Here is a 25,666-nt window from a genome sequence, read left to right as displayed (position 1 = left end):
TCAGCACATCATCATTGTCGACGACGAGGCGCCGGCCCGCGAGATGGTCGGCGATTACCTCAAGATGCACGGGTTCAGCGTGACGCTTTGCGACGGCGGCAAGAGCCTGCGCGCGGCGATCGAAAATAACGTGCCTGACCTCGTCGTGCTCGATCTGAATATGCCGGAGGAGGACGGCCTATCCATCATTCGCGACCTGAAAGGCCGTACCAACGTACCGGTCATCATGTTGACCGCCACCGCGAGCCCGATCGATCGCGTGGTGGGCCTCGAGCTTGGTGCCGACGACTATGTCGCCAAGCCCTGCGAGTTGCGCGAATTGATGGCGCGGATACGTTCGGTGTTGCGGCGAAGCGTGCCGGCTCGCTCGCAAGGCGAAGCCGATGCAAATGGCGCGAAAGCGAAGGACCCGCTGGTGCGGTTCGGAACCAAATGGCTGGACCTTCAGGCCCAGGCGCTGCGCGACGATGAGGGCAACGAACACCCGCTGACGGCCTCTGAATTCGGCCTGCTCAAGGTGTTTGCAGCCAATCCCAAGCGGGTCTTGTCGCGCGAGCGGCTGCTGGAGCTCGCCAACGCCCGCGACAGCGAAGCGTTCGATCGCGCCGTCGATCTTCGTATCATGCGGATTCGCCGCAAGATCGAGATCGATCCCACCAAGCCTGCCGTCATCAGGACGATCAGGGGCGGCGGATATCTGTTCTCCCCCGCAGGCGAAAAGGCCTAGTTGAAATTGCTACCCGCCGGGCCCCACGCCTGCGCCCGCTTGACGGTCAATCCGCCTCATCCGTTGCAGCAAAGAAACAGCGGCAAGCAAACTGATGGCAGTAAGCGCTCGTTCTGGATTTACCAGCGCCGATCAAGTAAGCCTTGGTGAAACGATCAGGACCGCGGAGGTCCTCACGTGAGCGCGCAGATGGGAAAGCTGGTTCTGCAGGCGATCTTAAGGAGCGCTCGCGCGATGATCACGACAAGACATAAGCCGAACCGCGATGGCGATCCGGCCTTGGCCGTCGCGGCTTTGGCCGCATCGCCGCTGACCGGCGCCATGGTTTAGGGGATTACCGCTGTTATGCCATCCATTTTCCGATCTGCATTCTTGTTGGCGAGTGCGACGCTTGTTTTCGTTCTCTCGGTGGCCTCGCCGGCCTCTGCTGCGACTATCGCCCACAAGAAAGTCTACCTGCTGCGCGGCTTGACCAACGTGCTGTCTCCCGGGATCGATCAGCTCAACGAAGAACTGAACCGTCGAAATGTCGACGTCACGATCGCCAACCATGCATTTTCGGATTCGCTGGCCACCGAGGCCATCGAGGGCTGCAAAAGCGGGCGGTTTAGCTCGATCGTACTGGTTGGCCATTCGCTCGGCGCCAGCGCTGCGGTGAGCATGGCCGAGCAATTGCAGAAGGCCGGTCTTCGCGTTGCCTTGATCGTAACGATCGACCCCGTGACCAAGATCATCGTTCCGGGCAATGTCCACCTGCTGAGAAACTATTTTCTCTCCAGCGGGGTCGGAACTGTGGTGGAGCGCAGCGGACGTTTCCACGGCACGCTGCAAAACGTCGATATGGGAAAATCCGACTACGGACATGTTTCCCTGACCACCGCGCCGGTGGTCCAGAGCCAGGCTCTGCACGATATTCTCGCCGCCGGTTCGAGCTGCCGCTGAAAATTCCGAATTCCCGGCGCTCCCATCGCCGCGCATTTTGTTCCCGAGGGATGGACCACCACGGCCCGGCGGGCCGTCGAAATCTTATCTCCCTAAAATTGCTGGTATTTCACCCCCGATTGTTTCGTCGCGGACGCTGCGACGAAACAATTTTCATGCCCACGAAACCATTTTCCGCTTTTCTCGCAGACATCCCGAAACCGTCACCCACTACGAAAGGGGGAACGAAGCGCCGCCACTGGGCGACACCGGGAGACTGTCATGCAGAACGTCGTAGCCATCAACGCCGCAGCTCGCCAAGGCATTATTGCCGCCCAGGCGACGTCCGACGAAGCACTGCTTGAGAGCATTGCCGCAGGCGGTCGCAACGCGATGCACATTCTCTATTCCCGGCATCATGTGCGGGTTTACCGCTTTATCCTGCGCATGGTGCGGGACCCCTCTACGGCTGAGGATCTGACCAGCCAGGTCTTCCTTGACGTGTGGCGCACCGCCAGCCAATTCCAGGGACGCTCCCAGGTTTCCACCTGGCTGCTGTCGATCGCCCGCTTCAAGGCCCTGACGGCCTTGCGCCAGCGCCGGCACGAAGACGTCGACCAGGAGGAAATCCTGGAGATTGCCGACGAAGCGGAAACGCCGGAAGCCTGTCTTGATCGCTCTTCGACCAGCGCGATCCTGCGCGCCTGCGTCGCCCAGCTGTCGCCGGCGCATCGCGAGATCATCAATCTCGTCTACTACCACGAGAAGTCGGTGGAAGAGGCCGGTCTCATCATCGGCATCCCCCAGAGCACGGTGAAGACCCGGATGTTCTATGCGCGCAAACAGCTCGCCGATCTGCTCAAGGTCGCCGGCATCGAGAGCCTGGCGGCATAGTCGGACAGTACACGCGCAACATTTCGCGTGCTAGAGTCCGGCATCACTGCGATGACGGATTCTTGCTATGTTCGAAGGTTGGGATGCCGTGGGCTTGGCCCGGGCACAATTTGCGTTCACGATGTCGTTTCACATCGTATTCCCCGCCTTCTCGATCGGACTGGCCAGCTATCTTGCGGTTCTTGAAGCGCGATGGTTATGGAGCGGTCGCGAGGTCTTTCTCAACCTGTTCAATTACTGGCTGAAAATCTTTGCCGTCGCCTTCGGCATGGGCGTGGTGTCCGGCATCGTGATGTCCTACCAGTTCGGCACCAACTGGGCGGCTTATTCCGACAAGACCGGCCCCGTGATCGGTCCGTTGATGGCCTATGAGGTGCTGACCGCCTTCTTTCTTGAAGCCGGTTTTCTCGGTGTGATGCTGTTCGGCCTGAAACGCGTCGGTCCTCGCCTTCACTTCTTCGCGACGCTGATGGTGGCGATCGGCACATTGATCTCGGCCTTCTGGATTCTTTCGTCCAATTCCTGGATGCAGACGCCGGCCGGCTACGCCGTCAACGCTGACGGGCAGTTTATTCCGGGCGACTGGCTGAAGATCATCTTCAATCCATCTTTCCCGTACCGCCTCGTCCACATGGTGCTCGCGGCCTATCTCACCACCGCGCTGGTGGTCGGGGCGGTCGGCGCGTTTCATCTCTGGCGCGATCCACATCAGGCCGGCGCGCGCGTGATGTTTTCGATGGCGATGTGGATGGCGACGCTGGTGGCCCCGATCCAGATTTTGGCCGGCGACCAGCACGGTCTCAATACCCTTGAGCATCAGCCCGCCAAGGTGATGGCGATGGAAGGCCATTACCAGAGCCACAAGGACGGCGCACCGCTGATCCTGTTCGGCCTGCCGGATCAGGAAGCCGCCACCGTGCGCTATGCGATCGAGGTGCCGAAGCTGAGTTCATTGATCCTCAAGCATGCGCTCGATGCGCCGCTCAAGGGTCTCGATAGCGTGCCGCGGCAAGATTGGCCGCCGGTGCCGATCACTTTCTGGTCGTTTCGGATCATGGTCGGTCTGGGTTTTCTGATATTCGGGCTCGGCCTCTTCAGCCTGTGGCAACGTTGGCACGGCAGACTGTATGATTCCCGCCCGCTGCAAGCTTTCGCGATGGCGATGGGGCCGGCGGGATTTCTGGCCGTGCTCGCGGGCTGGATCACCACCGAGACCGGGCGCCAGCCGTTCACCGTCTACGGATTATTGCGAACGGCCGATTCGATTTCGCCGCTCGCGGCGCCGGCGGTCGCCTCCTCGCTGGTCGCCTTTGTCGTGGTCTATTTCGCGGTGTTCGCCGCCGGTATCGTCTACCTGCTTCGCCTGATGTCACTTCCACCGCAACCGGGCGAACAAGGACCACCCACCGCTGTTCCGGCGCGCGCCGCCGGCATCACCCCGGCAGCCGCAGCGGTAGCGAAGGCAGAAAGCTGATGAGCATTTCCTTCGACATAGCAACGATCTGGGCATTCATCATTGCTTTTGCCGTCTTCGTCTATGTGGTGATGGACGGCTTTGATCTCGGATTGGGAATACTGTTTTCCCTGTTTCCGGAAAAAGCCGACCGCGACGTCGTCATGAACAGCGTTGCACCGGTGTGGGACGGCAACGAGACCTGGCTTGTGCTGGGCGGCGGCGGTCTGATGGCCGCGTTTCCGCTCGCTTACGCCGTGCTGATGCCGGCACTCTACACGCCGATGATTGCCATGCTGATCGGCCTGGTCTTTCGCGGCGTCGCGTTCGAGTTTCGCTGGCGCACGACACGGGCGGAGCGCAACCGCTGGGATCTCGCTTTCGCCGGCGGCTCCGTGCTCGCGGCGCTGGCGCAGGGCGTGGCGCTCGGCGCCATCTTGCAAGGCATCCGCGTCGAGGGCAGGCAGTATGCCGGTGGCTGGTGGGACTGGTTGACGCCCTTCAGCATCCTGACCGGCGTTTCGCTTGTCGCCGGTTATGCACTGTTGGGCGCCACGTGGCTGGTGATGAAGACGGAAGGAAACCTTCGCGACAAGGCCTACCGGCTGAGCTGGATCTTGCTGTTTGCGATGCTCGGCGCGATCGGCGCAGTCAGCATCGCCACGCCGTTTCTCAACGTGCAATATGCGCAGCGCTGGTTTGCCTGGCCGAATCTGATCCTGACCGCGCCGGTGCCGATTGCGGTGGCCGTGGTCACCGTGATGCTGTTGCGCAGCCTGGCGGCCAAGCAGGACTACCGGCCGTTTTTCCTGTCGCTTGCCCTGTTCGCGCTATCCTATGCCGGACTTGGCATCAGCATGTACCCCTACATCGTGCCGCAAAGCATCACCATCTGGCAGGCGGCATCGCCTGAACGAAGCCAGCTTTTCATGCTGGTCGGCGTCGCGGTGCTGGTGCCGCTCATCCTGGCCTATACCGCGTGGGCCTATTGGGTCTTTCGCGGCAAGGTCTCTTCTGAAAGCGGCTATCATTGATGTCGCCCGAGCCGGAATCGCGCGCACTGACCCGTCGTTTGTTGTGGTTTGCGGCCCTTTGGCTGAGTGGGGTCGGCACAGTCACCCTGCTGTCGCTGACCTTAAGGCTCTGGATCGGCCCGCATTGAAACACGCTTTTGAAAAACGGCAGCCGACCCTGTAAAAAGAGCGAGAGAACGGGGCAGCGGTTTACGGCTTGCTTGCCATCATGCCGCCCCTGGGATTTGATGGGAACAGGTTTGACAGACGCCGCCACGCATATCGGGCGGCATCAAAATGACCGAGCGGCGGGAGAGGTACAAATGACAAGAATTCGTCACCTGATCTGCATGGCGATGGCCGCAGCAGGCCTGTTGCTTTCGACATCAGTCAGCTTTGCGCAGCAGCCCGACCGGGGTGATGAGCCCGGGCTGATCGCCGACGACAGCTATCAGCTCGACCCCGAGTGGCAGAAGCAGATGGTGTATTACCGCACCACCGAGCCGCCGGGCACCATCATCATTTCGACCTCGGAGCGCCATCTCTATCTGGTCCAGCCGGGCGGCCGTGCGCTGCGCTACGGCATCGGCGTTGGTCGTGACGGGTTTCAGTGGCAGGGCCTGGTGAACATCACCCGCAAGGCCGAATGGCCGGACTGGGTGCCTCCGCCGGAAATGATCGAGCGACAGCCTTACCTGCCACGTTTCATGGCTGGCGGCCCGGGTAACCCGCTCGGCGCGCGTGCGATGTACCTCGGGACCACCGTCTATCGCATTCACGGCACCAACAGGCCGGACACCATCGGCACCAAGGTGTCGTCCGGCTGCTTCCGGCTGGTCAATAACGATGTTGCCGATCTTTATGACCGGGTGCCGGTGGGCACCAAGGTCATCATTCGGCAGAAGCCGGAACTGTAACGAAAACCTGTTTTTCAGTCAGCATCACAACTCCCGATCGGGGCGAGGGTAGATCATGCGTACATTCCGGGGCGGCCTTCTGATTGGGCTCGCGGTCGCCGTTGCGGTCGCAGCCGTTGCCGCCACTTATGAGCTCTATGATACGCGCACCCTGAAGCGCACCGTTCGCCGCGGCGAGGTATTGTGCGGCGTCAACAAGGGACTGCCGGGCTTCTCGATCCCCGACGACAAGGGCAACTGGACCGGCTTCGACGTCGATTTCTGCCGCGCGGTCGCCGCCGCCATTTTCGACGATCCGAACAAGGCGAAATTCGTCCCGCTCGACGCCAACGAGCGTTTCAAGGAACTGCAAAATCGCAAGGTGGACATTCTCTCGCGCAACTCGACCTGGAGCATGTCGCGCGAAACCTCCTTCGACCTCTACTTTCCGGCCGTCGCTTATTATGACGGCCAGGGATTCATGCTGCCGCGGGCACGCGGCATCGATTCCGCGCTCGATCTCAACGGCAGCAAGGTGTGCGTGCAGGACGGCACCACCACCGTCCTCAATCTCGCCGACTACTTCCGCACCAACAACATGAAGTATGAAGAGAAGAAGTTCGGCAAACTGGAAGACGTTGTGAAAGCCTATGAGGCCGGGCAGTGCGACACACTGACGGCGGACGTTTCACAGCTCTATGCGCTGCGGCTCAATCTCGGCAAGCCAACCGACCATACCATCCTGCCCGACGTGATTTCGAAGGAGCCGCTGGCGCCTGTGGTCCGGGAGCGCGATGACGACTGGATGCTGATCGTGAAGTGGACGCTTTACGCGATGATCAATGCCGAAGAGCTCGGCGTAACCTCGAAGAACATCGACGAAGCGCTGAAATCCAAGAAGCCGGACGTGATGCGGCTGGTCGGCACCGAAGGAAACTATGGCGAGGAGCTCGGACTGAGCAAGGACTGGGCAGTCCGGATCATCCGTCATGTCGGCAATTACGGCGAGGTCTATGAGCGCAACGTCGGCTCGGAATCCAAACTGAAGATCCCGCGGGGACTGAACCAGCTCTGGAGCGCCGGCGGCATTCAATACGCGCCGCCGATCCGGTAACCGTCAGCCCTCATTTCGAGGAGCATCAATGATCACGTATTCCTTCTATCGTCATTCCGGAATGCGCCGATAGGCGCAGACCCGGAATCCATTCCACCAACATTAATGCGGCGCCATGGATTCCGGGTTCGCTCGCTTCACTCGCGCCCCGGAATGACAGCGTGGATTCTGTATCGCCCCGCAATCAGAACAACAACAAACAAAAGGAAGCGACCATGCGGCTGAAATTACTCGCGCCGGAGGAAATGAGCCCGGAACAGAAACAGACCTACGACGAAGCGATCGCCGGCAAGCGCGGCAAGCCGCCGGCACCGATGATGGCCTGGCTCAACAGCCCGGAGATGGCGCGCCATGCCACGCGGCTCGGCGAGATGCTGCGTTTCAACACCATTTTTTCGGCCAAACTGTCCGAAATCGCGATCCTGGTCACGGCGCGGCACTGGACTTCGCATTATGAGTGGTTCGCTCACAAGCGCCTGGCGCTCGTCGGCGGCATGGACCCCAGGATCGCCGATGACATCCGCGACCGCCGCACCCCGAGCTTCGACGATCCCAAGGCCAAGATGATTTACGACTTCGCAAAATCGCTGCATGAGGGCCACGGCGTGCCCAAAGCGCTCTATGAGGAAGCCGTCGGCCTGCTGTCCGAACGAGGGGTCGTCGAAGTCATCGGGCTTTGCGGCTATTACACGATGGTCTCGATGACGCTGAATACCTTTGAGTTCGGCCTGCCCGACGGGCAGGTCTCGGAGCTTGCGTGAGGCTTGTTGGCGCCCTAGATCCTGATAACAGGATAAGGGAGCAACCATGCCGCAAAATCCGCCGATCGTTGCCGGCACCAGGATCGGACACGTCCATCTCAAGGTCGCCAATCTCGATCGTGCGCTGGGCTTTTATTGCGGCGTGCTCGGATTCGAACTGATGCAGCGCTATGGCACCGAGGCCGCCTTCATCTCGGCCGGCGGCTATCATCATCATATCGGATTGAACACCTGGCACAGCAAAGGCGGCCATCCGCCTGCGCCGGGAACGACCGGACTGTTTCACACGGCGATCCTCTATCCGACACGAGCAGCGCTTGCCGATGCGCTCCACCGCGTCAGCTCGGCCGGCATTCCACTCGACGGCGCCAGCGACCATGGCGTGAGCCAGGCGCTTTACTTGCGCGATCCCGACGAGAACGGCGTCGAGCTCTATTGGGACAGGCCAGAGACCGAATGGCCCCGCGCGGCCGATGGGTCGCTCGCGATGTTTACCCGCCGTCTCGACATCGAGGATTTGATGCGCCAACGTGTGGCGTGATCAGGCCGATATCTTGGTCGGATCGTAAAAGAATCGCTCGCGGAAAATCCGGTCGCCGCGCCACTCCTGAAAAGCGATCTCATCGAAGCGGCGGATCAGGCCGGACTTGTCGGTGAGCACGAAATTCCAGTGAATGGCGACGCGATCGCCCTCAAGCACCGACGAAACGCATTTCGAATAGACATCCGACATGCGCGCCAGAACGGCTCGCTCATGGGCGACCAGCGTATCGCGACCGGCGCGCGGCGGCGCCGCGTTCTCCTGCATGGTCGCATCTTCCGTGTAATAGCGCTCGATGGCGCCGGCGTGGTCACCGGATTCGACCACGGCAATGAATTCATCGAGACGGGCCCGCGATGGCATCGGCTTCTCCTGCACTCAAGCGGCGTCGACAGCCTTAGCTGGTAGCTTGTTCGCGCTAAGGCAAGGCCGGTGGCCGCTTCATCAAGGACACCAGCAGCAACACCGCAACACCCAAGGCAACCGGTGGGAACACGACCCAATTGACCGCCGCCCATCCGTAATTCGCCAGCAGCTGGCCGGAGGAAAACGATCCAACCGCCATCATGCCGAACACCAGGAAGTCGTTGAACGCCTGCACCTTGTTGCGCTCTTCCGGCCGATGGGTTTCCAGCACCAGCGCCGAGGCGCCGACAAAACCGAAGTTCCAGCCGATGCCGAGGACCATCAGCGTCGCCCAGAAGTGCATGGCCGTAACGCCGGAAAGGCCGACGATCGCAGCGCCTGCTTCCAGCAGAAGCCCCAGTGCGACGATTCTCGGCGCGCCGAAGCGCGCGATCAACGAGCCCGTGAAGAAGCTCGGCCCGTACATCGCAACGATGTGCCATTGAATGCCGAAATTGGAATCGCTCAAACTCAAGCCGCACATCTTCATTGCCAGCGGCGCCGAGGTCATGACCAGGTTCATCGTCGGATATGCAATGACCCCGCAGAGCGCGGCTGCAATAAAGCGCGGCTGCCGCACGATTGCCAGTAGCGGCCGGCCGCGATGCAAGTCCGCCGATGCCGGCTTGGGCGCATCGACGCCTGCGAGAATGCCCATCGCGACCAGCGCCACGGCAGCCTGGACGATGAAGCTGAATGCGAACAGATAAGGCGACCAGATCTCCATGGTCCACTGCACGAGCTGCGGACCCAGTACACCGGCAAATACCCCGCCCGCCATCACCCATGAGACGGCCTTGGGACGAAACGCTGCACTGGCATTATCGGCGGCCGCGAAGCGATAGGATTGCGACACCGCGCCGTAGAGACCGCCGAGGAAGGTCGCGCAACAGAACAACACGAATGAGCCGCGCAGGATCGCCAGTGCGCCAAGCAGGCCGGTGAAGGCGCCGCACGCGGTGCCGGCGATGAAGGCGGCGCGGCGGCCATAGGCGCGCGAGATCATGCCGGTCGGCAACGTGCCTGCCGCGAGGCCCGCGACATACATCGAGATCGGTACGGTCGCGAGCGAGACACTGGGCGCCAGCGTCGCACCGACGATCGAGCCGGTTGCAAAAATCACCGCTGAATTCGCGCCTGTCAGTGCCTGCGCCGCAGCCAGCCGCATCACATTGGCGCGGACGCGGACGTCATCCGCGCTGGGCGCGGCGGCGGTGATATCGATCATCAGTGATTTTGACCCCGGGGAAGCGCGGGACGAGAGATCCATCGTCCACAGATTTGTTACATTATGAAATAGCCGTTCTGCGCGATCAACCGACGCAAATGGGCGCGCGCTATGCAACAGCGCAGGATCACAGCCACGGCGCTCGGCTTTGCTAATTTCGGGCGAAGACCAGCGTGAGGTTGTTGGCCGGCATCTCCGCGATTTCGATCAGCGAAAAGCCGGCGGCATCGGCCAGCCGCTCGATCGCCTCGACATCGCGCACGCCCCATTCGGGATTGCCCTGGCGCAGGCTGGCGTCGAAGACGGCGTTGCTGTCGGCGGTATGTTTGCCGCCGCGCTTGAACGGACCATACAGAATAAGCATCCCGTGCCGACGCGTGATCCGCCCCGCCCCCGCAACCAATCCTTCGGCGACGCGCCACGGCGCGATATGGACGACGTTGGCGCAGAACACCGCAAGCAGTTCGCTCGGCCCGCCGTCCGCCTTCAGCGCATCGCCCCAGGCGGGATTCGAGACATCAATCCCGCGCGCCGAACGAACGTTGGAGAGCCCCGAATGCTGCCGCCATGCCTCGATGCTGGCCAGGTGATTCTCATTGAGATCGCTCGGCCACCAGGCGATGTCGGGGAATTGACGCGCAAACGCGATCACGTGCTGACCCGTGCCGCTTCCGACTTCAACGACATCTCCGGCTTTTCCGGTCAGGTGTCGCTCCAGCACAGCCAAAATCGCCTGATGGTTACGGTGAAAGGCCGGCGCATCGAGACGGCCACCGGTCTGACGGCTGCCGCCATCCTTGCCAAATTCGACAATATATTCGGCCATGACCCGCCTCTCTCATCTTCATCGCTGCAGTGCAGATGGCATCGACACTGATAGGAACTGCAAATTCGCCGCACGGGCCGCGTTGTCACGCGATAGCCTTTATGCTTTTAACGATTATATTTGGCCTCACCGTGTACTGGAACAGCGTCTTGATCGACTGCCGGCCACTTCAAGCTTTGCTGACCGCGATGACGATCGCCAGCCTCACCGGGTCGACGGCTGCCTCCGCCCAATCGCAGGCAGCCGAAGGCCAAAAACTTGCTTTCGACCGCGCCAAAGGCAATTGCCTGAGCTGCCACGAGATCAAGGGCGGCGATCTGCCGGGCACGATCGGGCCGCCGCTCAAGGACATCAAGAGCAAATACCCTGATCGTAGCGATCTCGTTGCAATCCTGACCGACGAGAGCAAGCGGAATCCGCAAACCGCGATGCCGCCGTTCGGCCGGAATCGCATCTTAACCGAAGAGGAAATCAGCGCGATCGTGGATTTTCTGCAGACGTTATAAGCGCTGCCGTGAGATTGGGAGATCAAGGGATGGCAACAAGGAAGAGTGAGAAGAGCCTACCGGTCACGCGGCGCGTGGTTTTGCGCGGCGCCGGCTCCTTGGCTCTTCTGGGCGTCGGCATCGCGTCATTTGCGCCAGCTGCGCTGGCCGCCGCCAATGACAAATATCCGGAAGACGCCTTCAGGCAGAAAGACGACAAGGAAGCCGTCAAGCTGCTCTATGGTCGCCAGATCGAGGCCTCGGACAAGATCAAGCTCGATGCGCCGGAGATCGCCGAGAACGGCGCCGTGGTGCCGATATCGGTCTCCACCAGTCTTCCTGATGTCACCTCGATCGCTTTCGTAGTGCCGGAAAATCCAAACGTGCTTGCCGCGTATTACAGGATTCCGCAAGGCACGATGCCCAGCATCGCCAATCGCCTCAAGATGGCCAAGACCAGCAGCATCACCGCGATCGTGGAATCCGGCGGCAAGCTTTTCAGCGCGACCAAGGAAGTCAAGGTCACCGTCGGCGGCTGCGGCGGATAAGGAGAATTTCCATGGCATCAAGCATCCGCGTACGTGCGATCGCAAACGGCGAAACCACCGAGGTTCAGACGCTGATCCAGCACCCGATGGACTCGGGCTTCATCAAGGATGACAAGGGTGACTTCATCCCGGCACACTTCATCAAGGAGCTGACGTTCGAGCACAACGGCAAGCCCGTGTTCATTGCCGACTGGGGAACGGCGGTCTCCAAGGATCCCTATGTCAAATTCGCATTCAAGGGCGCCGCCAAGGGAGACGATCTGAAGGTGAGCTGGATCGATAACAAGGGCGAGACCGACACTGCCACATTCAAAATTCAGTAACGGGGCTCGGCGGGCATGCTGACCGAGCCGGGAGATGGCGCTTGAGATTTCTGCTGCCTTGCCTTGCGATCTTCCTGCTGGCCGACGCGGCCGCGCTGGCGGCAGACGTTACCGACCCCGTCGCCGAGGCGCGCGCCTTCCGCGACTACTTCTTCCGCAAGTTTCCGAGCGTGAAGCCGAATGATTTCGTGAATGGGCCTTATGCCCTCAATGACGACATGCGGCGGCAGTGGGAAGAGAAGGAACAGTTTCCGCCTTACGAATTTTCGCTGGAAGCGGGCAAGGAATTATTCGCCAAGCCATTTGCAAACGGCAAGCACTACGCCGACTGCTTCCCCGACCAGGGCATCGGCATCCGGCAGAATTATCCGCAGTTCGACGCAAACAGCGGCAAGGTCGTCACGCTCGAACTGGCGCTGAACCAGTGCCGCGAAGCCAACGGCGAAAAAGCTATCTCCTACACCGGCGAGGATATGGCGGCCCTGACCGCCTATATGGCCTTCACCTCCCGCGGCAAGCCGTTCGACATCAAGATTCCCGACGATCCGCGCGCGCTGGAAGCCTATGAGAACGGCAAGCGCTATTTCTACACCCGCCGCGGACAATTGAATTTTTCCTGCGCGACCTGTCATGTGCAAAATCCCGGGGAGCGGTTGCGCGCCGAGGTGCTGGCGCCCGGGCTTGGAATTCTCAACGCGATGCCGATCTACCGTTCCGAATGGGGCGGCATGGGCACGGTCAGCCGGCGCTTCATCAGTTGCAACAGCCAGGTACGCGGCGTACCGCTCGAGCCACAGAGCGAGGAATATCGCGACGTCGAATACTTTCTGTCGTACGTCAGCAATGGCTTGCCGATTTCGGGACCAGGTGCGCGGCCATGAGATGCATGTCGAGAGTTTTGCTGGGACCGTTCGCGATCCTTGTGGTGATCTCGGCCAATGGCGCCGCCTCGGCTGGGAGTACCGAAGCAGACTTCAAGCAAGCCTATGCCGCCGCGAACGCCGCCGAACAGGCGGCCGGGCGCCTGCGCAATCAATGGCTGCCGACAGAAGCCGCGCTGGGGGAAGCAAGAAAAGCCGCTGAAAAAAACGATTTCGATGCCGCAGTCAGCGCGGCCAAAGAGGCCGAGGCATTGGCCAAAGCTTCGATCTTCCAGGCGACGAGCGAAAAAGAAGCCTGGAAGAGTCGGCAGATCCGATAGCAACCTTTCGAGAGATGGCACAGCGCCGACCATGACCCTACGCCGCCGCGATCTTCTCAAACTTTCAGGCGCGGCTGCGCTTTCGGGCAGCCTGCCGCGGCTCGCGCGCAGTGCGGAGGCGGGCGTCTACGATCTCGAACGTTTCGGCAATGCCCGCATCCTGCACATTACCGATACGCATGCCCAGCTGTTGCCCGGCTACTTCCGCGAACCGAGCGTCAATCTCGGGCTTGGCGCAATGGCAAGCCAGCCGCCGCACCTCGTCGGCCGCGCTTTTCTCGACCGCTTCGGCATCAAGCCTGAGAGTGCCGATGCGTACGCATTCAGCTCGCTGGACTTCGAGAAATCGGCTGCGCGTTTCGGCAAGCTCGGCGGCTTTGCGCATCTGAAAACCCTGATAGATCGGTTGCGCGGCGAGGCCGGCGCGCAAAACTCGCTGCTGCTGGACGGCGGCGACGCCTGGCAGGGCACGGGCCTCGCCAATGCCTCGCATGGCGCCGACATGGTGGAAGCCTGCAACCTGCTCGGCGTCGCCGCGATGACCGGGCATTGGGAATTCACCTATGGCGAGGAGGCGTTGCGCGGCAATCTCGAACGCTTCAAAGGCGAGTTTCTGGCGCAGAATGTCTTTCTGACCGAGGAAGCCGCCTTCAATGGCGCCCACGCATTCGATCCAGCTTCCGGCCGGGTATTTAAACCGGCCGTCATCAAGGAAGTCGGCGGGTATCGCGTCGCAGTGATCGGCCAGGCCTTTCCCTACGTTCCGGTCGCCCACCCGAAACGGTTGACGCCGGACTGGACTTTCGGCATTCGCGAGCAGGAATTGCAGACGCTGGTCGACGGCCTGCGCGCGACCGAAAAAGCGGACGCGGTACTGCTGCTGTCGCACAACGGCATGGATGTCGATCTCAAGCTCGCCAGCCGCATACGCGGCATCGACGTCATCCTTGGCGGCCACACCCATGATGCCATTCCGCAGCCGATTTCCGTGAGCAATACCGGCGGCACCACGCTCGTCACCAATGCCGGCTCGAACGGCAAGTTCTTGGGCGTCCTCGATCTCGAACTCGCCAAAGGCCGTGTGCGGGATGTGCGTTATCACCTGTTTCCGGTTTTCTCTGAGCTCTTGAAGCCGGATGCCGAGATGGTGGCGCTGATCGACAAGGTCCGTAGCCCGCAACCGGCGGCATGGAGCAACAAGATCATCACCACAAGCCGCCTGCTCTATCGCCGCGGCAATTTCACCGGAACCGTCGACCAGTTGATCTGCGCGGCCTTGCGCCGCGAGTTCGACGCCGAAATCGCGCTGTCGCCAGGCTTCCGCTGGGGCGCGACGTTCCTGCCTAACCAGCCCTTGACGATGGAAGATGTACTGGGGGAGACCGCCATCACCTATCCAGAAACCTATGTCTCGCGACTGATGGGCAGCGATATCAAGAACACGCTCGAAGACGTCTGCGACAATCTGTTCAACCCCGATCCCTATTATCAGCAGGGCGGCGACATGGTCCGCGCCGGCGGCTTCAGCTATAGCTGCACGCCGTCGGAAAAAATCGGACGGCGGATTTCCGATCTGAGACTCGACAATGGCCGCCCGATCGAACCTGGCAAGCATTACAAGGTCGCGGGGTGGGCTGGGGTGACTGCCCAGCAGGGAGCACCGGTTTGGGACGTCGTTGCCAAGCAGCTCGGCAGCGGCAAGCCGCTCGATCCGTTCGCCGACAATGTTGCGCTGCGAGGCGTTACCGGCAATCCCGGCATCGCAGAATAGACAGCATTTCGCCGCATGGCACAAAGCTGCGCCTTGAGCCTTGACGTGATACCATCGCGACTCGGTTCACGGATTTCACCGCCATGATCTTTCGCCAGTTGTTCGACAGCGTCTCCGGCACCTACAGCTACCTCCTGGCCAGCCGCGCCGGCGGCGAGGCAATGATCCTCGATCCGGTGCTGGAGCGGGTCGACCGCTACTGCCAGCTGCTGCGCGAACTCGACCTCAAGCTGGTCAAGGCGGTTGATACCCATCTGCACGCCGATCATGTCACCGGTCTCGGCGAATTGCGCGATCGTACCCATTGCATCACGATCATGGGCGAACAGACCAAGGCCGACGTCGTGTCGATGCGTGTGTCGGACGGCGACAGGGTGACGATCGAGGGGCTCACGCTGGATGTGATGTACACGCCCGGTCACACCGACGATTCCTATAGCTATTTGATGGGCGACCGCGTCTTCACCGGCGACACGCTTCTGATCCGCGGCACCGGCCGCACCGATTTCCAGAACGGCAGCGCGCGGGCACAATACGATTCGATCTTCAATCGGCTTCTAAAGCTCCCCGAAGAAACCCTGGTGTTTCCCGCTCACGATTACAAAGGCGACACCGTTTCCACGATCGGCGAGGAGAAGCGCTACAATCCCCGGCTGCAGGTGCGATCGATCGACGAATATGTCGAGCTGATGAACAATCTGAAGCTGCCCAACCCGAAGATGATGGACGTCGCAGTGCCGGCCAATATGCGCGTCGGTCTGCATCAGGACGAACTCGCCAAGCAAGGGCTTTCGTTGTCGGCCATCGAGGCGATTCAAAGTCTCGGCCGGCCCGATATTCTCCTGGTCGACCTGCGAGAGACCAGCGAGCGCGTCAAGCACGGCACGCTGCCCGGCGCACTGCATGCGCCCTATCCTGCCATCGACGACAGCCTGAAACCCGGCGGGATGCTGCGCGAGGTCGCCAACGCCACCGGGCGTCGCATCGTGTTCTTCTGCGCCTATGGCGAGCGCTCGGCGATGGCGGTCAATGCTGCGAAGGAGGCCGGCCTTTCCAATCCCGCCCACATCGCCGGCGGCATCGACGCCTGGAAAAAGGCGGGCGGGCCCGTGGCGACGGGCTAAGGTCGAGCCGATAAAAATACCGCACCGGCGGGCCGAGTTGGCCAGGACGTGCGGCGTGGCATTGACTCCCTCTTCGCCGCCCATCTAGATAGCCGCGACGGTTCCTCTTACGAGGATCAAGAGGGAATGCGGTGCGGAGAAAATTCTCCAAGGCCGCGGCTGCCCCCGCAACTGTAAGCGATGAATCTTCCGTCACATGCCACTGGGAATCTCGGTCCCGGGAAGGCGACGGAAGGTAACGACCCGCGAGCCAGGAGACCTGCCGTCAATCGTGGTCACACGCGAGGATGCCGGTCGGGGGAGTACAGGCATTAGCTTCACCGAGGCTGGCGACAGCTTGGTGAGACTTCGTTCGCGGTGACGTGCCACTGACGTTACCCGAGGTCTAACCATGCCTTTCATCATCACGATCCGCGCGCGGCGCCGCTTTTGGCTCGCGTCAACGGTGCTGATCCCGTTGTCGCCGTTTGCGCTTTCAGCCACACACGCCCAGCAATCGGCATCGCCCGATCTGTTGCCGCCGGTTCAGGTCTCGCCGCCCAAGCGCGTCGAGACGGCTCGGCCGCTGCCTGAGCAGAAGCCGAAGCGGCGACAGGCTGCCGCCAAGCCGGCACCAAAGCCGCCGCAACAGCCGGCGGGTCCACAACCTGGCGTTCCGAATTCGGGCCAAAACGTCGTCAGCCCGACCGGCATCGTGACGCCGATCAATCAGGTCGCGAACTCGGTGACCGTCATTACGGCGCAGGACATTGCGACCCAGCAATACCGCACCGTGCCCGACGCTTTGAATACGGTGCCCGGTTTGAACCTGGTGCAATCTGGCGGGATGGGTGCACAGGCTTCCGTCTTCATGCGTGGTACCAACTCGAACCAAACCAAAGTGCTGGTTGACGGCGTCGACGTCAGCGACCCCCGAACCGGGACCTTCGATTTCGCTCACCTCCTGACCGCCGACATGGCCCAGATCGAAATCCTGCGCGGCCCGCAAAGCGGCCTTTACGGCTCGGACGCGATCGGCGGCGTGATTTCAATCATCACCCAGAAGGGCGAAGGGCCGGCACGCTGGACGGCCTTGAGCGAGGCGGGATCATTTGGCACGTTCAACCAAAGCATCGGCGTCAGCGGCTCGCAGGACAACGTCAATTACGCCGCCAGCGTCTCGCACGTGCATGCGAGCGACATACCGGTGACACCGCTGCAGTTGCTTCCGCCCGGCCAACAGGCGAACGGCAACAGCTACGACAACATGACCTATTCGACGAAGACCGGCGTCGATCTCAGCGATTCGCTGACCTGGAATTCGGTGCTTCGCTATAGCGAATCGACGCTGTTCTTTACCGGGAATAATACGCCCAATGCAGATTTCACCGTCTTTTTCCCTGACGCTCAGCAGAGCCAGCAGACCGTCCACCAATTTACCGGACGCGAGGAGGCTGTGTGGTCGCTGCTCGACGGCCGCGTGAAAAATTATTTCGGCGTCAATTACACCAACTATTGGCACGCCGACATCACGCCCGGCGTCGACCTGACCGCTGTCACGACGGGCAACCGGGTGAAATACGACTGGCATAGCGTGGCCGAAGTTGCGCCCGGTCAGAATCTTATTGTCGGCGCCGAACGGGAGAATTCGAATTTAAATACGACGGACCTTTCGGCAAAAACGGGCAACAGCGCCGGCTTCGTCGAGTGGCAATCGAATTTCGCCCAGCGTTTCTTTCTCACCGCCAACATTCGCGAGGACGACAACGACAACTTCGGCCAGCATATGACTTACCGGATCGCCCCGGCCGTCCTTGTCCCCTTCACTGACACCAAGCTCAAGGCGAGCTACGGCACGGGCTTCAAGGCACCAACCCTCAGCGAACTTTTCGAATTCTTTCCCGGATTTTCCATACCAAATCCAGACCTGAAGCCCGAGCAAAGCCGCGGCGCCGACATCGGCTTCGAGCAACCTCTCTTCAACGATCGCATCCGGTTTGGATCGACCTATTTCAAAAACGACATCACGGACCTGATTTTCTTCGAGCCCATACCCGGCAGCTTCCTCGGCCAGAACGTCAATATCGGACACGCGATCACCGAGGGTACCGAGAACTTCGCAACCTTCAACGCGATCGATCGCGTGAAGGTACGCGCGGACTACACGTTCACGCGGACGGTCGACGCCGATACCGGTTTGCAGCTGCTGCGCCGGCCAAAGGAAAAGTTCAGCGTCACGGCGCTGTGGAATCCGATCGATCCACTCACGTTATCGGCCACCGTCCTTCACGTGAGCGATTGGTCCGATATCGACCGAAATACAGGCGCACCGCTCACGGCGCCGGGCTATACCATCGTCAACCTGCGCAGCGATTATGCGATCAACGATCAGCTCAAGCTGTTCGGCCGGATCGACAACGTCGCCAACGTCCACTACCAGAACCCGACCGGATTCCTGGCACCGGGTCTTGGCGTGTTCGGCGGCGTCCGCTTTGCGAGTTATGGCGTAAAGTAGGCGCGGCGAGCCCCGTCGCTACCGAGACCAGCGAGGGTCAGGCGAGAGGCCGGAAGGCGCTCCCCGGCCCTTTCCATTCGAACGTTTCGGGATGGAGCAGGTGAGCCAGCAACTCCGTTCCTTCGATGACCCGCGGTCCCGGTCGTGCGAAATAGGAATTTGCGTCGACCGCATAGGCACGTCCGTTGCGCACGGCCGGAAGCTGGTCCCAGCCGGGATAGGTCGTCAGCATGCGCGCCTGATCGACGGCTTTTTGCAAATCGAAGCCGCAGGGCATCACGATCAATACCTCCGGCTGCCAATCGAGAACATCGCGCCAGGGCACGCGAACGGAATCCGAGCCCTCGCGCCCGAGTTCGTCGACACCGCCGGCGATGCGAACCATTTCCGGGACCCAATGGCCGCAGCAATACACCGGGTCCATCCATTCCATACAGAAGACCCGGGGCCTCGAGCTCAACGCACGCGTGGCGGCTTCGATCTTCGCAAGCCGCGCCGATCCATCGGCGATCAGCTCTTCTGCTGTTCCTGAACGCCCCGTCGCCTCGCCAAGCTCGCGTAGATTGTCGAAAATCTCCTCGATGTTTCGTGGCGTAAGCCACAACACCTGCGGCTTGCTTGGCAGCGACGTCAAGAGCTGGGAGATCTCGTTTCCCGAGGGCGCGCAGACCTGGCAGAGGTCCTGCGTCAAAATGAGGTCGGGCGCGATGTCCTGCATCAGCGTCTCTTCGACCCGATACAGACTTAGGCCATCGCGCAGTCTCTGCGTGACGGCAACATCGATTTCCGCCTGGCTCATGCTTTCGATCGGAAGAACGGCGCGAACGACCACCGGCTTGCCCGCGATCTGCGGCGGGTAGTCGCATTCGTGCGTAATACCCAAAAGCTGTTCGGATAGGCCGAGCGCGCACGCCATTTCGGTCGCCGAGGGCAGGAACGAGACGATTCGCCGTGCTTCAACCATTTCCAGGCCGCCGAGAAATTTGGGGTTATCGATATCGGCACCCAATCTTCCACCAATTACCCCCTCGGGCAACCAGCGATCGGACGCACTGGCTGAATTGGTATGCGTCAGTCAGGCGGCAGGACGGCGCAAGAACACGCCGAAACGCGGACATTAGCCGCCGATTGGCCTGTTGTGGCTGCACAAATTGCTTTAAGATGGCGACAAGGAGAAAATGATCATGTCCCTCAGCCTGCTATCGTCCTCAGCCAATGGCTTCCGCCTTGCGCCCGTCGAATCGCGTCATGCGTCGCTGTTCTGCTTCGCGCTATTGACGGTGTCCTGTGCGCTGGCAAGCTTCGCGCTCGCTTGTGCGACGCCGTTTGCGGCTTTTGCCGTGATTGCGGCCGCCATGCTGCCGCTGCGGCCGGCGCTTCTGGTGGCGACGGGCGCCTGGCTGGTCAACCAAGGCATCGGCTTCGGAGCGCTGCACTATCCGATCGACGGCAACACGATGCTGTGGGGCCTTCTGATCGGCATCGCAACGCTTGCCGCGACTGCAATTTCCGCGACCATTCTGCGCGCACTGCGTGAGGCGAATGCGCCGCTGGCCCTCGCACTGGCGCTGGTCGGCAGCTATGGCATTTACGAACTCGTGCTCCTGGCGGCCACGCCGCTCCTGGGCGGCGCCAGCGACTTCACCGCCGTCATCGTCGCGCAGATCGGATTTACAAATGTCGCTTGGTTGATCGGACTCGTCGCCGCCTGCGAAATCGTCCGGCTGATCAATCCGTCCCGGCGCCGGCATATGGCCTCTTAAAGGTCCCTCGCGGCGGGCTGCCATGCATCCCTATTCATGGACACGGTCCGGTCGGGGCCGATAGGTTCGCTTTCAAAAAGCGAGGAAGCCCCGAATGGCCGATATCCTGGCGACGCCGCAACAAGCCGCATCCCGACAGGCCGGTAAGGACGATCAGCTTCGAGTCCTCGTCGCGATTTCAATCGCGCACTGGGTCAGCCATTTCCACATTTTCGTTCTGCCGATGCTGTTCCCTTTCCTGAAACAGCAACTCGGCGTCGGCTATATCGAACTGGGCTTCGCGCTCACGGTGTTCGCCGTCACTTCGGGCCTGACCCAGGCGCCGATCGGCTATCTCGCCGATCATCTCGGCGCGCGAAAAATTCTCCTGATCGGACTGTGCCTCGGCGGTTGTTCGCTGATCGCACTCGGCCTGCATCTGAGCTACCCATGGCTGATCGTCAGCGCCGCCCTGCTCGGGCTCGCCAACAGTGTCTATCATCCCGCCAACTACGCCATACTCTCGGCTCACATGAATGACGCGCGCATGGGCCGCGCGTTTTCCATTCACGCTTTTGCCGGATTTTTCGGCAGTGCAGTGGCGCCCGCCATCATGGCCGCTCTGGTGGCCACGTTCGGCGGCCATGGCGCGCTGATCGCGGCCGGTGCGGTCGGCCCACTGGTCGCGCTGCTTATGATCGCCGTCCGCATCCCCGATGCGAGCGCAGCGAACCACACGGCAAGCGCCGCCGACACGCGCAAGCCGAACGTCATCACGCCGGCGCTGTTCGTCTTGACGATCTTTTTCTTCCTGCTCAGCGTCTCCAGCGCCGGGATCGGCAACTTCGGCGTCGTGGCATTGATGAGCGGATACGGCACGACCTTTCCTGTCGCCAATCTTGCGCTCACGGTCTTTCTTGGCGCCAGTGCGGCCGGTGTTCTCGCCGGAGGATTTCTCGCCGACCTGACCGAGCGCCACGGTCAGGTGGCCGCCGTCTGCTTTGCCGTGAATGCGGTGATCCTGCTGGTCGTTGCCGCGGTGAATTTGCCGCAAGCAGCCTTGATCGGCGCGATGGGTCTAGCCGGATTGCTGAGCGGCCTCATCGTGCCGTCGCGCGACATGATGGTCCGCAATGCCGCGCCGGCGGGCACCGCCGGCCGGGCGTTCGGCATCGTCTCCACCGGATTCAATATCGGCGGCATTGTCAGCCCGCTGTTGTTTGGCTGGATCATGGATCGGAACCTGCCGCACTGGGTTTTCGGCGTATCCGTCATGTTCATGGTGATGACGGTCATCCTGGCGCTCGTCACCGAGCGCAATCCCCGCGCGACCAGAAGCGCTTAGGCTTCCAACAAAGGCATCACGATCGCGTCGCAGTCAGCATCGAGACCGTGATCTCGGCGCGTGCTATTGCTATGTTGCGCGGTAGCTGAAGAGGTATCGAGGGTGCATCGCTGCGTATGACCACTGACAAGGCGATCGTATTGAGCGTTTGCCGTCTGACCAAGACCTACTCGGCCGCCGGCGAACGCGTCGATGTCCTCCGCGGCGTCAATTTGAGCATTGCAGCCGGCGAACGGGTCGCGCTGACCGGCGAATCCGGCAGCGGCAAGAGCACGCTGTTGCATCTGATCGCGGGGCTCGACCGCGCCGACAGCGGCAAGATCGACTTTGCTGGAATTTCGATCACCGAACTCGGCGAAGCCGGGCTTGCCGCGCTCCGGCGCGACCGCCTGGGCCTGGTATTTCAGCATTTCAACCTGATCCCGAGCCTGAGCGTTCGCGACAATCTGGCGTTTCAATCGCGCATCGCCGGGCGCCATGATGCGAAATGGCTCAGCGAATTAACGGACCGCCTCGGCCTTGCCGACTTTCTCGATCGTTATCCGGAGCAACTGTCCGGCGGCCAGCAACAGCGGGTCGCGATCGGCCGGGCGCTCGCCGTCAAACCGACACTACTGCTCGCGGACGAGCCGACCGGTAATCTCGACGAGGCCACCGCCGACGATGTGCTGGCGCTGACGCGTGACCTCGTCGCGCAAACCGGCTGCAGCCTTCTAATGGTGACGCATTCGATCCGGCTCGCCGCGACGCTGGATCGTCACATTCATCTCAGCGCGGGATTGATCGCGTGAACCGGCCGCTCTGGATTCTCGCCGTGCTGCTCAGCCACTGGCGACGGCATCCGATGCAGTTCGCAACGCTTTTGATCGGCCTGATCTCGGCGATCGCGCTGTGGAGCGGCGTGCAGGCCCTGAACCAGCAGGCACGAACCAGCTACGACCGTGCCGCCGCCGCGCTCGGCGGCGTCCGTACCGCGATGCTGGTCGGCCGGAACGCCGCCAGCTTTCCCCAATCGCTTTTCGTCGAACTCCGCCGTGCCGGCTGGCCGGTGTCGCCCGTTCTCGAGGGTCGCATCCAGATCGAGGGCCGGACATTCCGCCTGTTGGGCATCGAACCCCTGACGCTACCGGCGGAAGTGGGCGATGCGCCAGCCGTCGGCGGCGACGTGCGGGCCTTTGTCACACCGCCGGGAGAAACCAGGGTCGCGCGCGAGACGCTCACTGAGCTCGGCGCGTCCGAAGGCGCCACGCCGATGACGAGCAGCGACATGAGGCTGCCGCCGCTTCGTCTCGCCGCGCAATTGGCACCCAATGTCATGGTGGTCGATATTGGCTTCGCGCAACAACTGCTGAAAATGCCTGGACAGGTTTCGCGCCTGTTGATCGGCAAATCGAAGGGACCGCGCGCGGCGCTCGAATCCGTGACCGGGGACCGCTTGCGTCTGGTCGAACCCGACGCGGAGACCGATCTGGAACGTCTCACCGACAGTTTTCACTTGAACCTTACCGCGTTCGGGATGCTGTCGTTTTTTGTCGGCCTTTTCATCGTCAATTCGGCGATCGGCCTTGCCTTCGAGCAGCGGTTGCCGATGCTGCGAACCCTGCGCGCCTGCGGCGTATCGGCGCGGCAGCTCAATGTGATCCTCGTACTCGAACTGATTTTTCTGGCGTTGATTGCCGGATTTCTCGGGATGGTCTGCGGCTATCTGATTGCGGCTACGCTACTGCCCGACGTCGCCGCCTCGCTGCGCGGACTATACGGCGCACAAATTCCGGGACAGCTCTCGCTGCAGCCGCAATGGTGGATCGCGGGTCTTTTCATCAGCGTGATTGGCGCGCTGCTCGCCGCCGCGCAAAGCCTGTGGAAGGCGAGCCGCCTCTCCGTGCTCGCGGCAGCCCAGCCTCACGCCTGGCATCAGGCGCAGCGCCGCTGGGTCGTGCTGCAAGGGATCGCGGCAATTGCCGTGTTCGCGGTCGCGCTCGGATTTTTCTGGTTCGGCGATTCGCTGCTTGCGGGCTTTGCCGTGCTCGCTGCCATGATGCTCGGGGCGGCGCTCGCGCTGCCGCTGATCCTGGAACTGGCACTGGCCGCCGGCCAGAGCAGCGCGCGGAACGCGTTCGCCGGCTGGTTCTGGGCCGACAGCCGCCAGCAGCTTTCGGGATTGTCGCTGGCGCTGATGGCGCTTTTGCTCGCGCTATCGGTCAATGTCGGCGTCGGCACGATGGTGGAAAGCTTCAGTCGGACGTTTGTGAGCTGGCTCGACGGTAGACTGACCGCAGACGTCTATATCAACGCGGCCGATGATGCGCAGGCGCGTGAGATGACAACGTGGCTGCGCGAGCGGTCCGACGTGACTGCCATCTTGCCCGGCGGACGCGCAGAGACGCAGCTTGCCGGTAGCCCGCTGGAAATTTTTGGATTACCCGATCACGCCACCTATCGCGAGCACTGGCCGCTGCTCGGCGCGGCGGAAAATGCCTGGGTCCGGCTTCGTCCGGGCAACGCGGCGTTTGTCAGCGAGCAACTGGCGCGCCGCTTGAAACTTGCGATCGGCGATCATCTCGAGGTGCCGACACCCAGCGGAGACTGGCCGCTGGAGGTGGTTGGCGTCTATGCCGACTACGGCAATCCGAAGGGACAGATCGCGGTCAATTTTGCCGCGCTGACGCGTTATTTCCCGGCCATTCCGCGGACACGGATCGGCCTGCGCGCGGCTCCTGCGGCCGTTCCCGCACTCATGGCGGCGTTGCGCGCAAAATTCGGTCTCGACGAACGCAACCTGATCGATCAAGCCACGTTGAAGGCGGAATCAAAGCGCATCTTCAACCGGACCTTCGCGGTTACCGCCGCCTTGAACGCCTTTACGCTCGGCGTCGCCGGCATTGCACTGTTGACGAGCCTGCTTACGCTCGGCAATTCCCGTGTGCCACAGCTTGCACCGCTCTGGGCGATCGGGATCACGCGGCGACAGCTGGCAATGATCGAACTGCTCAAGACGATGTCGGTTGCACTGGTCACGGCGCTGCTGGCGCTGCCGCTGGGCCTGATGGTGGCGTGGTGCCTGATCGCGGTCGTCAATGTGAAGGCGTTCGGCTGGCGGCTGCCGTTTCATGTCTTTCCGCTGCAACTGGCCGAGCTTGTTCTGGTTGCGATGGCGGCAGCGCTGGTGGCCGCCGTCATTCCCGTGCTCAAGCTGGCAAGGTTGCAGCCGGCCACCTTGATCAAGGTTTTTGCCAATGAGCGGTAAAGCGATTTCCCGGCGCGCCTTCGCAGGCGGAGCGCTACTCTTCGTGTTTCAGAGCGCGGCTGCAAAAGCGCAGGGCTTTGCCGGGCTTGGCACGAGCGCTGAAGGATTTTCGCCGGTCGTCCCCGGCAAAAAACTGGTCTTTCCCGAAGATCACGGCGCGCATCCGGATTTCCGCATCGAATGGTGGTACGTCACCGCCAATCTGGCAGACGGCGCCGGGTCGGCCTATGGCGTGCAATGGACGCTGTTCCGTCAGGCGATGGCGCCCGGCCCGCAGGTGGAAGGCTGGGCCAATCAGCAAGTCTGGATGGCCCACGCCGCGGTCACCCGCGCCGATACCCACCGCTTTGCCGAAACCTTCGCCCGCGGCGGCGTCGGACAGGCAGGCGCGGAGGCCGTGCCCTTTCATACCTGGATCGATGCCTGGCAGATGCGCGGTCGTGATGACATCAACAGCGCGACGATGTCGCCGCTCGAAATCAATGCCGCGGGTGCAGATTTCGACTACGCGCTGCGCCTCGAATCCAGCCACGCATTGGTGTTGCAGGGCGATGACGGCTACAGCGTGAAATCCGAACAGGGCCAGGCGTCCTATTATTACAGCCAA

The 25,666-nt window shown here is 61.7% G+C and carries 28 protein-coding genes and 1 riboswitch; of the genes, 24 read left to right on the top strand and 4 right to left on the bottom strand.

What is annotated here, in order from left to right; all coding sequences use genetic code 11:
• The 11 genes from VFL62_RS12700 to VFL62_RS12650 form a co-directional block, all read left to right on the top strand.
• Positions 1 to 727 (top strand): response regulator (locus tag VFL62_RS12700; RefSeq protein WP_325172727.1); only part of this gene is annotated, 727 nt, incomplete at its 5' end.
• A 177-nt stretch (positions 728 to 904) separates the two neighbouring features.
• Entirely contained in the window at positions 905 to 1,057 is a 153-nt protein-coding gene (locus VFL62_RS12695) for a hypothetical protein (protein WP_325172726.1), read from the top strand.
• Positions 1,058 to 1,099: 42 nt separating this feature from the next.
• Positions 1,100 to 1,669 (top strand): thioesterase domain-containing protein, encoded by a 570-nt coding sequence (locus VFL62_RS12690; RefSeq protein WP_325172725.1) that lies wholly within the window; start codon positions 1,100 to 1,102, stop codon positions 1,667 to 1,669.
• 261 nt (positions 1,670 to 1,930) lie between these two features.
• Entirely contained in the window at positions 1,931 to 2,542 is a 612-nt protein-coding gene (locus tag VFL62_RS12685) for a sigma-70 family RNA polymerase sigma factor (protein ID WP_325172724.1), read from the top strand.
• 67 nt (positions 2,543 to 2,609) lie between these two features.
• Positions 2,610 to 4,016, top strand: coding sequence for a cytochrome ubiquinol oxidase subunit I (locus tag VFL62_RS12680; RefSeq protein ID WP_325172723.1), 1,407 nt, complete (start codon positions 2,610 to 2,612; stop codon positions 4,014 to 4,016).
• Positions 4,016 to 5,029: a cytochrome d ubiquinol oxidase subunit II gene (gene cydB, locus VFL62_RS12675; protein ID WP_325172722.1), complete on the top strand. Its 1,014-nt coding sequence runs from the start codon at positions 4,016 to 4,018 to the stop codon at positions 5,027 to 5,029. Before VFL62_RS12680 ends, cydB begins: the two co-directional genes overlap by 1 nt.
• Entirely contained in the window at positions 5,029 to 5,157 is a 129-nt protein-coding gene (locus tag VFL62_RS12670; protein ID WP_325172721.1) for a DUF2474 domain-containing protein, read from the top strand. Before cydB ends, VFL62_RS12670 begins: the two co-directional genes overlap by 1 nt.
• Positions 5,158 to 5,331: 174 nt before the next feature.
• Entirely contained in the window at positions 5,332 to 5,925 is a 594-nt protein-coding gene (locus tag VFL62_RS12665; RefSeq protein WP_325172720.1) for a L,D-transpeptidase, read from the top strand.
• Between the two features lie 55 nt (positions 5,926 to 5,980).
• On the top strand, positions 5,981 to 7,018 hold the full coding sequence (locus tag VFL62_RS12660; RefSeq protein WP_325172719.1) for an amino acid ABC transporter substrate-binding protein: 1,038 nt from the start codon (positions 5,981 to 5,983) through the stop codon (positions 7,016 to 7,018).
• A 215-nt stretch (positions 7,019 to 7,233) separates the two neighbouring features.
• On the top strand, positions 7,234 to 7,779 hold the full coding sequence (locus VFL62_RS12655; RefSeq protein ID WP_325172718.1) for a carboxymuconolactone decarboxylase family protein: 546 nt from the start codon (positions 7,234 to 7,236) through the stop codon (positions 7,777 to 7,779).
• A 46-nt stretch (positions 7,780 to 7,825) separates the two neighbouring features.
• Positions 7,826 to 8,320, top strand: a complete 495-nt coding sequence (locus VFL62_RS12650) for a VOC family protein (RefSeq protein ID WP_325172717.1) — start codon at positions 7,826 to 7,828, stop codon at positions 8,318 to 8,320.
• On the opposite strand, the gene VFL62_RS12645 is transcribed toward VFL62_RS12650, so the two are convergent.
• The 3 genes from VFL62_RS12645 to VFL62_RS12635 form a co-directional block, all read right to left on the bottom strand.
• Positions 8,321 to 8,683: a nuclear transport factor 2 family protein gene (locus VFL62_RS12645; RefSeq protein WP_325172716.1), complete on the bottom strand. Its 363-nt coding sequence runs from the start codon at positions 8,681 to 8,683 to the stop codon at positions 8,321 to 8,323.
• 55 nt (positions 8,684 to 8,738) lie between these two features.
• Positions 8,739 to 9,953 (bottom strand): MFS transporter, encoded by a 1,215-nt coding sequence (locus tag VFL62_RS12640; protein ID WP_325172715.1) that lies wholly within the window; start codon positions 9,951 to 9,953, stop codon positions 8,739 to 8,741.
• Positions 9,954 to 10,104: 151 nt separating this feature from the next.
• Complete coding sequence (locus VFL62_RS12635) at positions 10,105 to 10,779, bottom strand: DUF938 domain-containing protein (protein WP_325172714.1); 675 nt, start codon at positions 10,777 to 10,779, stop codon at positions 10,105 to 10,107.
• 188 nt (positions 10,780 to 10,967) lie between these two features.
• Here VFL62_RS12635 and soxX point away from each other — a divergent pair, with 188 nt between their 5' ends.
• The 8 genes from soxX (at position 10,968) to VFL62_RS12595 (ending at position 18,725) form a co-directional block, all read left to right on the top strand.
• Positions 10,968 to 11,285: a sulfur oxidation c-type cytochrome SoxX gene (soxX, locus tag VFL62_RS12630; RefSeq protein WP_325172728.1), complete on the top strand. Its 318-nt coding sequence runs from the start codon at positions 10,968 to 10,970 to the stop codon at positions 11,283 to 11,285.
• Between the two features lie 29 nt (positions 11,286 to 11,314).
• Positions 11,315 to 11,812, top strand: coding sequence for a thiosulfate oxidation carrier protein SoxY (gene soxY, locus VFL62_RS12625; protein ID WP_325172713.1), 498 nt, complete (start codon positions 11,315 to 11,317; stop codon positions 11,810 to 11,812).
• An 11-nt stretch (positions 11,813 to 11,823) separates the two neighbouring features.
• A complete protein-coding gene (gene soxZ / locus VFL62_RS12620) occupies positions 11,824 to 12,135 on the top strand; it encodes a thiosulfate oxidation carrier complex protein SoxZ (RefSeq protein WP_325172712.1) in 312 nt (103 codons plus the stop codon).
• A gap of 41 nt (positions 12,136 to 12,176) precedes the next feature.
• The gene (soxA, locus tag VFL62_RS12615) at positions 12,177 to 13,016 is read left to right on the top strand and encodes a sulfur oxidation c-type cytochrome SoxA (RefSeq protein ID WP_325172711.1); all 840 of its coding nucleotides are present in this window, start codon (positions 12,177 to 12,179) and stop codon (positions 13,014 to 13,016) included.
• A gap of 5 nt (positions 13,017 to 13,021) precedes the next feature.
• A complete protein-coding gene (locus tag VFL62_RS12610; protein WP_325172710.1) occupies positions 13,022 to 13,336 on the top strand; it encodes a hypothetical protein in 315 nt (104 codons plus the stop codon).
• 31 nt (positions 13,337 to 13,367) lie between these two features.
• Positions 13,368 to 15,107, top strand: coding sequence for a thiosulfohydrolase SoxB (gene soxB / locus VFL62_RS12605; protein ID WP_325172709.1), 1,740 nt, complete (start codon positions 13,368 to 13,370; stop codon positions 15,105 to 15,107).
• 83 nt (positions 15,108 to 15,190) lie between these two features.
• Entirely contained in the window at positions 15,191 to 16,231 is a 1,041-nt protein-coding gene (locus VFL62_RS12600; RefSeq protein WP_325172708.1) for an MBL fold metallo-hydrolase, read from the top strand.
• Positions 16,232 to 16,312: 81 nt separating this feature from the next.
• A riboswitch (cobalamin riboswitch) is annotated at positions 16,313 to 16,512 on the top strand.
• A 110-nt stretch (positions 16,513 to 16,622) separates the two neighbouring features.
• The gene (locus tag VFL62_RS12595) at positions 16,623 to 18,725 is read left to right on the top strand and encodes a TonB-dependent receptor plug domain-containing protein (protein ID WP_325172707.1); all 2,103 of its coding nucleotides are present in this window, start codon (positions 16,623 to 16,625) and stop codon (positions 18,723 to 18,725) included.
• Between the two features lie 37 nt (positions 18,726 to 18,762).
• Here VFL62_RS12595 and VFL62_RS12590 read toward each other — a convergent pair whose 3' ends face one another.
• Positions 18,763 to 19,734, bottom strand: a complete 972-nt coding sequence (locus VFL62_RS12590) for a cobalamin-binding protein (protein ID WP_325172706.1) — start codon at positions 19,732 to 19,734, stop codon at positions 18,763 to 18,765.
• 175 nt (positions 19,735 to 19,909) lie between these two features.
• On the opposite strand from VFL62_RS12590, the gene VFL62_RS12585 reads away from it, so the two are divergent.
• From VFL62_RS12585 to VFL62_RS12565, 5 genes are all read left to right on the top strand, one after another.
• A complete protein-coding gene (locus tag VFL62_RS12585) occupies positions 19,910 to 20,488 on the top strand; it encodes a hypothetical protein (RefSeq protein WP_325172705.1) in 579 nt (192 codons plus the stop codon).
• Positions 20,489 to 20,582: 94 nt separating this feature from the next.
• Positions 20,583 to 21,812: an MFS transporter gene (locus tag VFL62_RS12580; protein ID WP_325172704.1), complete on the top strand. Its 1,230-nt coding sequence runs from the start codon at positions 20,583 to 20,585 to the stop codon at positions 21,810 to 21,812.
• A gap of 116 nt (positions 21,813 to 21,928) precedes the next feature.
• Complete coding sequence (locus VFL62_RS12575; RefSeq protein ID WP_325172703.1) at positions 21,929 to 22,603, top strand: ABC transporter ATP-binding protein; 675 nt, start codon at positions 21,929 to 21,931, stop codon at positions 22,601 to 22,603.
• On the top strand, positions 22,600 to 25,059 hold the full coding sequence (locus VFL62_RS12570) for an ABC transporter permease (RefSeq protein ID WP_325172702.1): 2,460 nt from the start codon (positions 22,600 to 22,602) through the stop codon (positions 25,057 to 25,059). Before VFL62_RS12575 ends, VFL62_RS12570 begins: the two co-directional genes overlap by 4 nt.
• On the top strand, positions 25,049 to 25,666 hold a 618-nt coding region (locus VFL62_RS12565; RefSeq protein ID WP_325172701.1), incomplete at its 3' end, for a lipocalin-like domain-containing protein. The genes VFL62_RS12570 and VFL62_RS12565, both read left to right, overlap by 11 nt.

This window comes from Bradyrhizobium sp. (assembly GCF_035701725.1).
In the GTDB taxonomy this organism is placed as follows: Bacteria; Pseudomonadota; Alphaproteobacteria; order Rhizobiales; family Xanthobacteraceae; genus Bradyrhizobium.
The sequence above is the reverse complement of the archived record's forward strand: the minus strand, read 5'-3'. Positions and strand labels throughout refer to the sequence as shown.

Coding starts and splice junctions, on each gene's coding strand:
- VFL62_RS12685 (WP_325172724.1), top strand. CDS start 1,931: ATGCAGAACGTCGTAGCCATCAACGCCGCAGCTCGCCAAGGCATTATT.
- VFL62_RS12680 (WP_325172723.1), top strand. CDS start 2,610: ATGTTCGAAGGTTGGGATGCCGTGGGCTTGGCCCGGGCACAATTTGCG.
- cydB (WP_325172722.1), top strand. CDS start 4,016: ATGAGCATTTCCTTCGACATAGCAACGATCTGGGCATTCATCATTGCT.
- VFL62_RS12670 (WP_325172721.1), top strand. CDS start 5,029: ATGTCGCCCGAGCCGGAATCGCGCGCACTGACCCGTCGTTTGTTGTGG.
- VFL62_RS12665 (WP_325172720.1), top strand. CDS start 5,332: ATGACAAGAATTCGTCACCTGATCTGCATGGCGATGGCCGCAGCAGGC.
- VFL62_RS12660 (WP_325172719.1), top strand. CDS start 5,981: ATGCGTACATTCCGGGGCGGCCTTCTGATTGGGCTCGCGGTCGCCGTT.
- VFL62_RS12655 (WP_325172718.1), top strand. CDS start 7,234: ATGCGGCTGAAATTACTCGCGCCGGAGGAAATGAGCCCGGAACAGAAA.
- VFL62_RS12650 (WP_325172717.1), top strand. CDS start 7,826: ATGCCGCAAAATCCGCCGATCGTTGCCGGCACCAGGATCGGACACGTC.
- VFL62_RS12645 (WP_325172716.1), bottom strand. CDS start 8,683: ATGCCATCGCGGGCCCGTCTCGATGAATTCATTGCCGTGGTCGAATCC.
- VFL62_RS12640 (WP_325172715.1), bottom strand. CDS start 9,953: ATGATCGATATCACCGCCGCCGCGCCCAGCGCGGATGACGTCCGCGTC.
- VFL62_RS12635 (WP_325172714.1), bottom strand. CDS start 10,779: ATGGCCGAATATATTGTCGAATTTGGCAAGGATGGCGGCAGCCGTCAG.
- soxX (WP_325172728.1), top strand. CDS start 10,968: ATGACGATCGCCAGCCTCACCGGGTCGACGGCTGCCTCCGCCCAATCG.
- soxY (WP_325172713.1), top strand. CDS start 11,315: ATGGCAACAAGGAAGAGTGAGAAGAGCCTACCGGTCACGCGGCGCGTG.
- soxZ (WP_325172712.1), top strand. CDS start 11,824: ATGGCATCAAGCATCCGCGTACGTGCGATCGCAAACGGCGAAACCACC.
- VFL62_RS12610 (WP_325172710.1), top strand. CDS start 13,022: ATGTCGAGAGTTTTGCTGGGACCGTTCGCGATCCTTGTGGTGATCTCG.
- soxB (WP_325172709.1), top strand. CDS start 13,368: ATGACCCTACGCCGCCGCGATCTTCTCAAACTTTCAGGCGCGGCTGCG.
- VFL62_RS12600 (WP_325172708.1), top strand. CDS start 15,191: ATGATCTTTCGCCAGTTGTTCGACAGCGTCTCCGGCACCTACAGCTAC.
- VFL62_RS12595 (WP_325172707.1), top strand. CDS start 16,623: ATGCCTTTCATCATCACGATCCGCGCGCGGCGCCGCTTTTGGCTCGCG.
- VFL62_RS12585 (WP_325172705.1), top strand. CDS start 19,910: ATGTCCCTCAGCCTGCTATCGTCCTCAGCCAATGGCTTCCGCCTTGCG.
- VFL62_RS12580 (WP_325172704.1), top strand. CDS start 20,583: ATGGCCGATATCCTGGCGACGCCGCAACAAGCCGCATCCCGACAGGCC.
- VFL62_RS12575 (WP_325172703.1), top strand. CDS start 21,929: ATGACCACTGACAAGGCGATCGTATTGAGCGTTTGCCGTCTGACCAAG.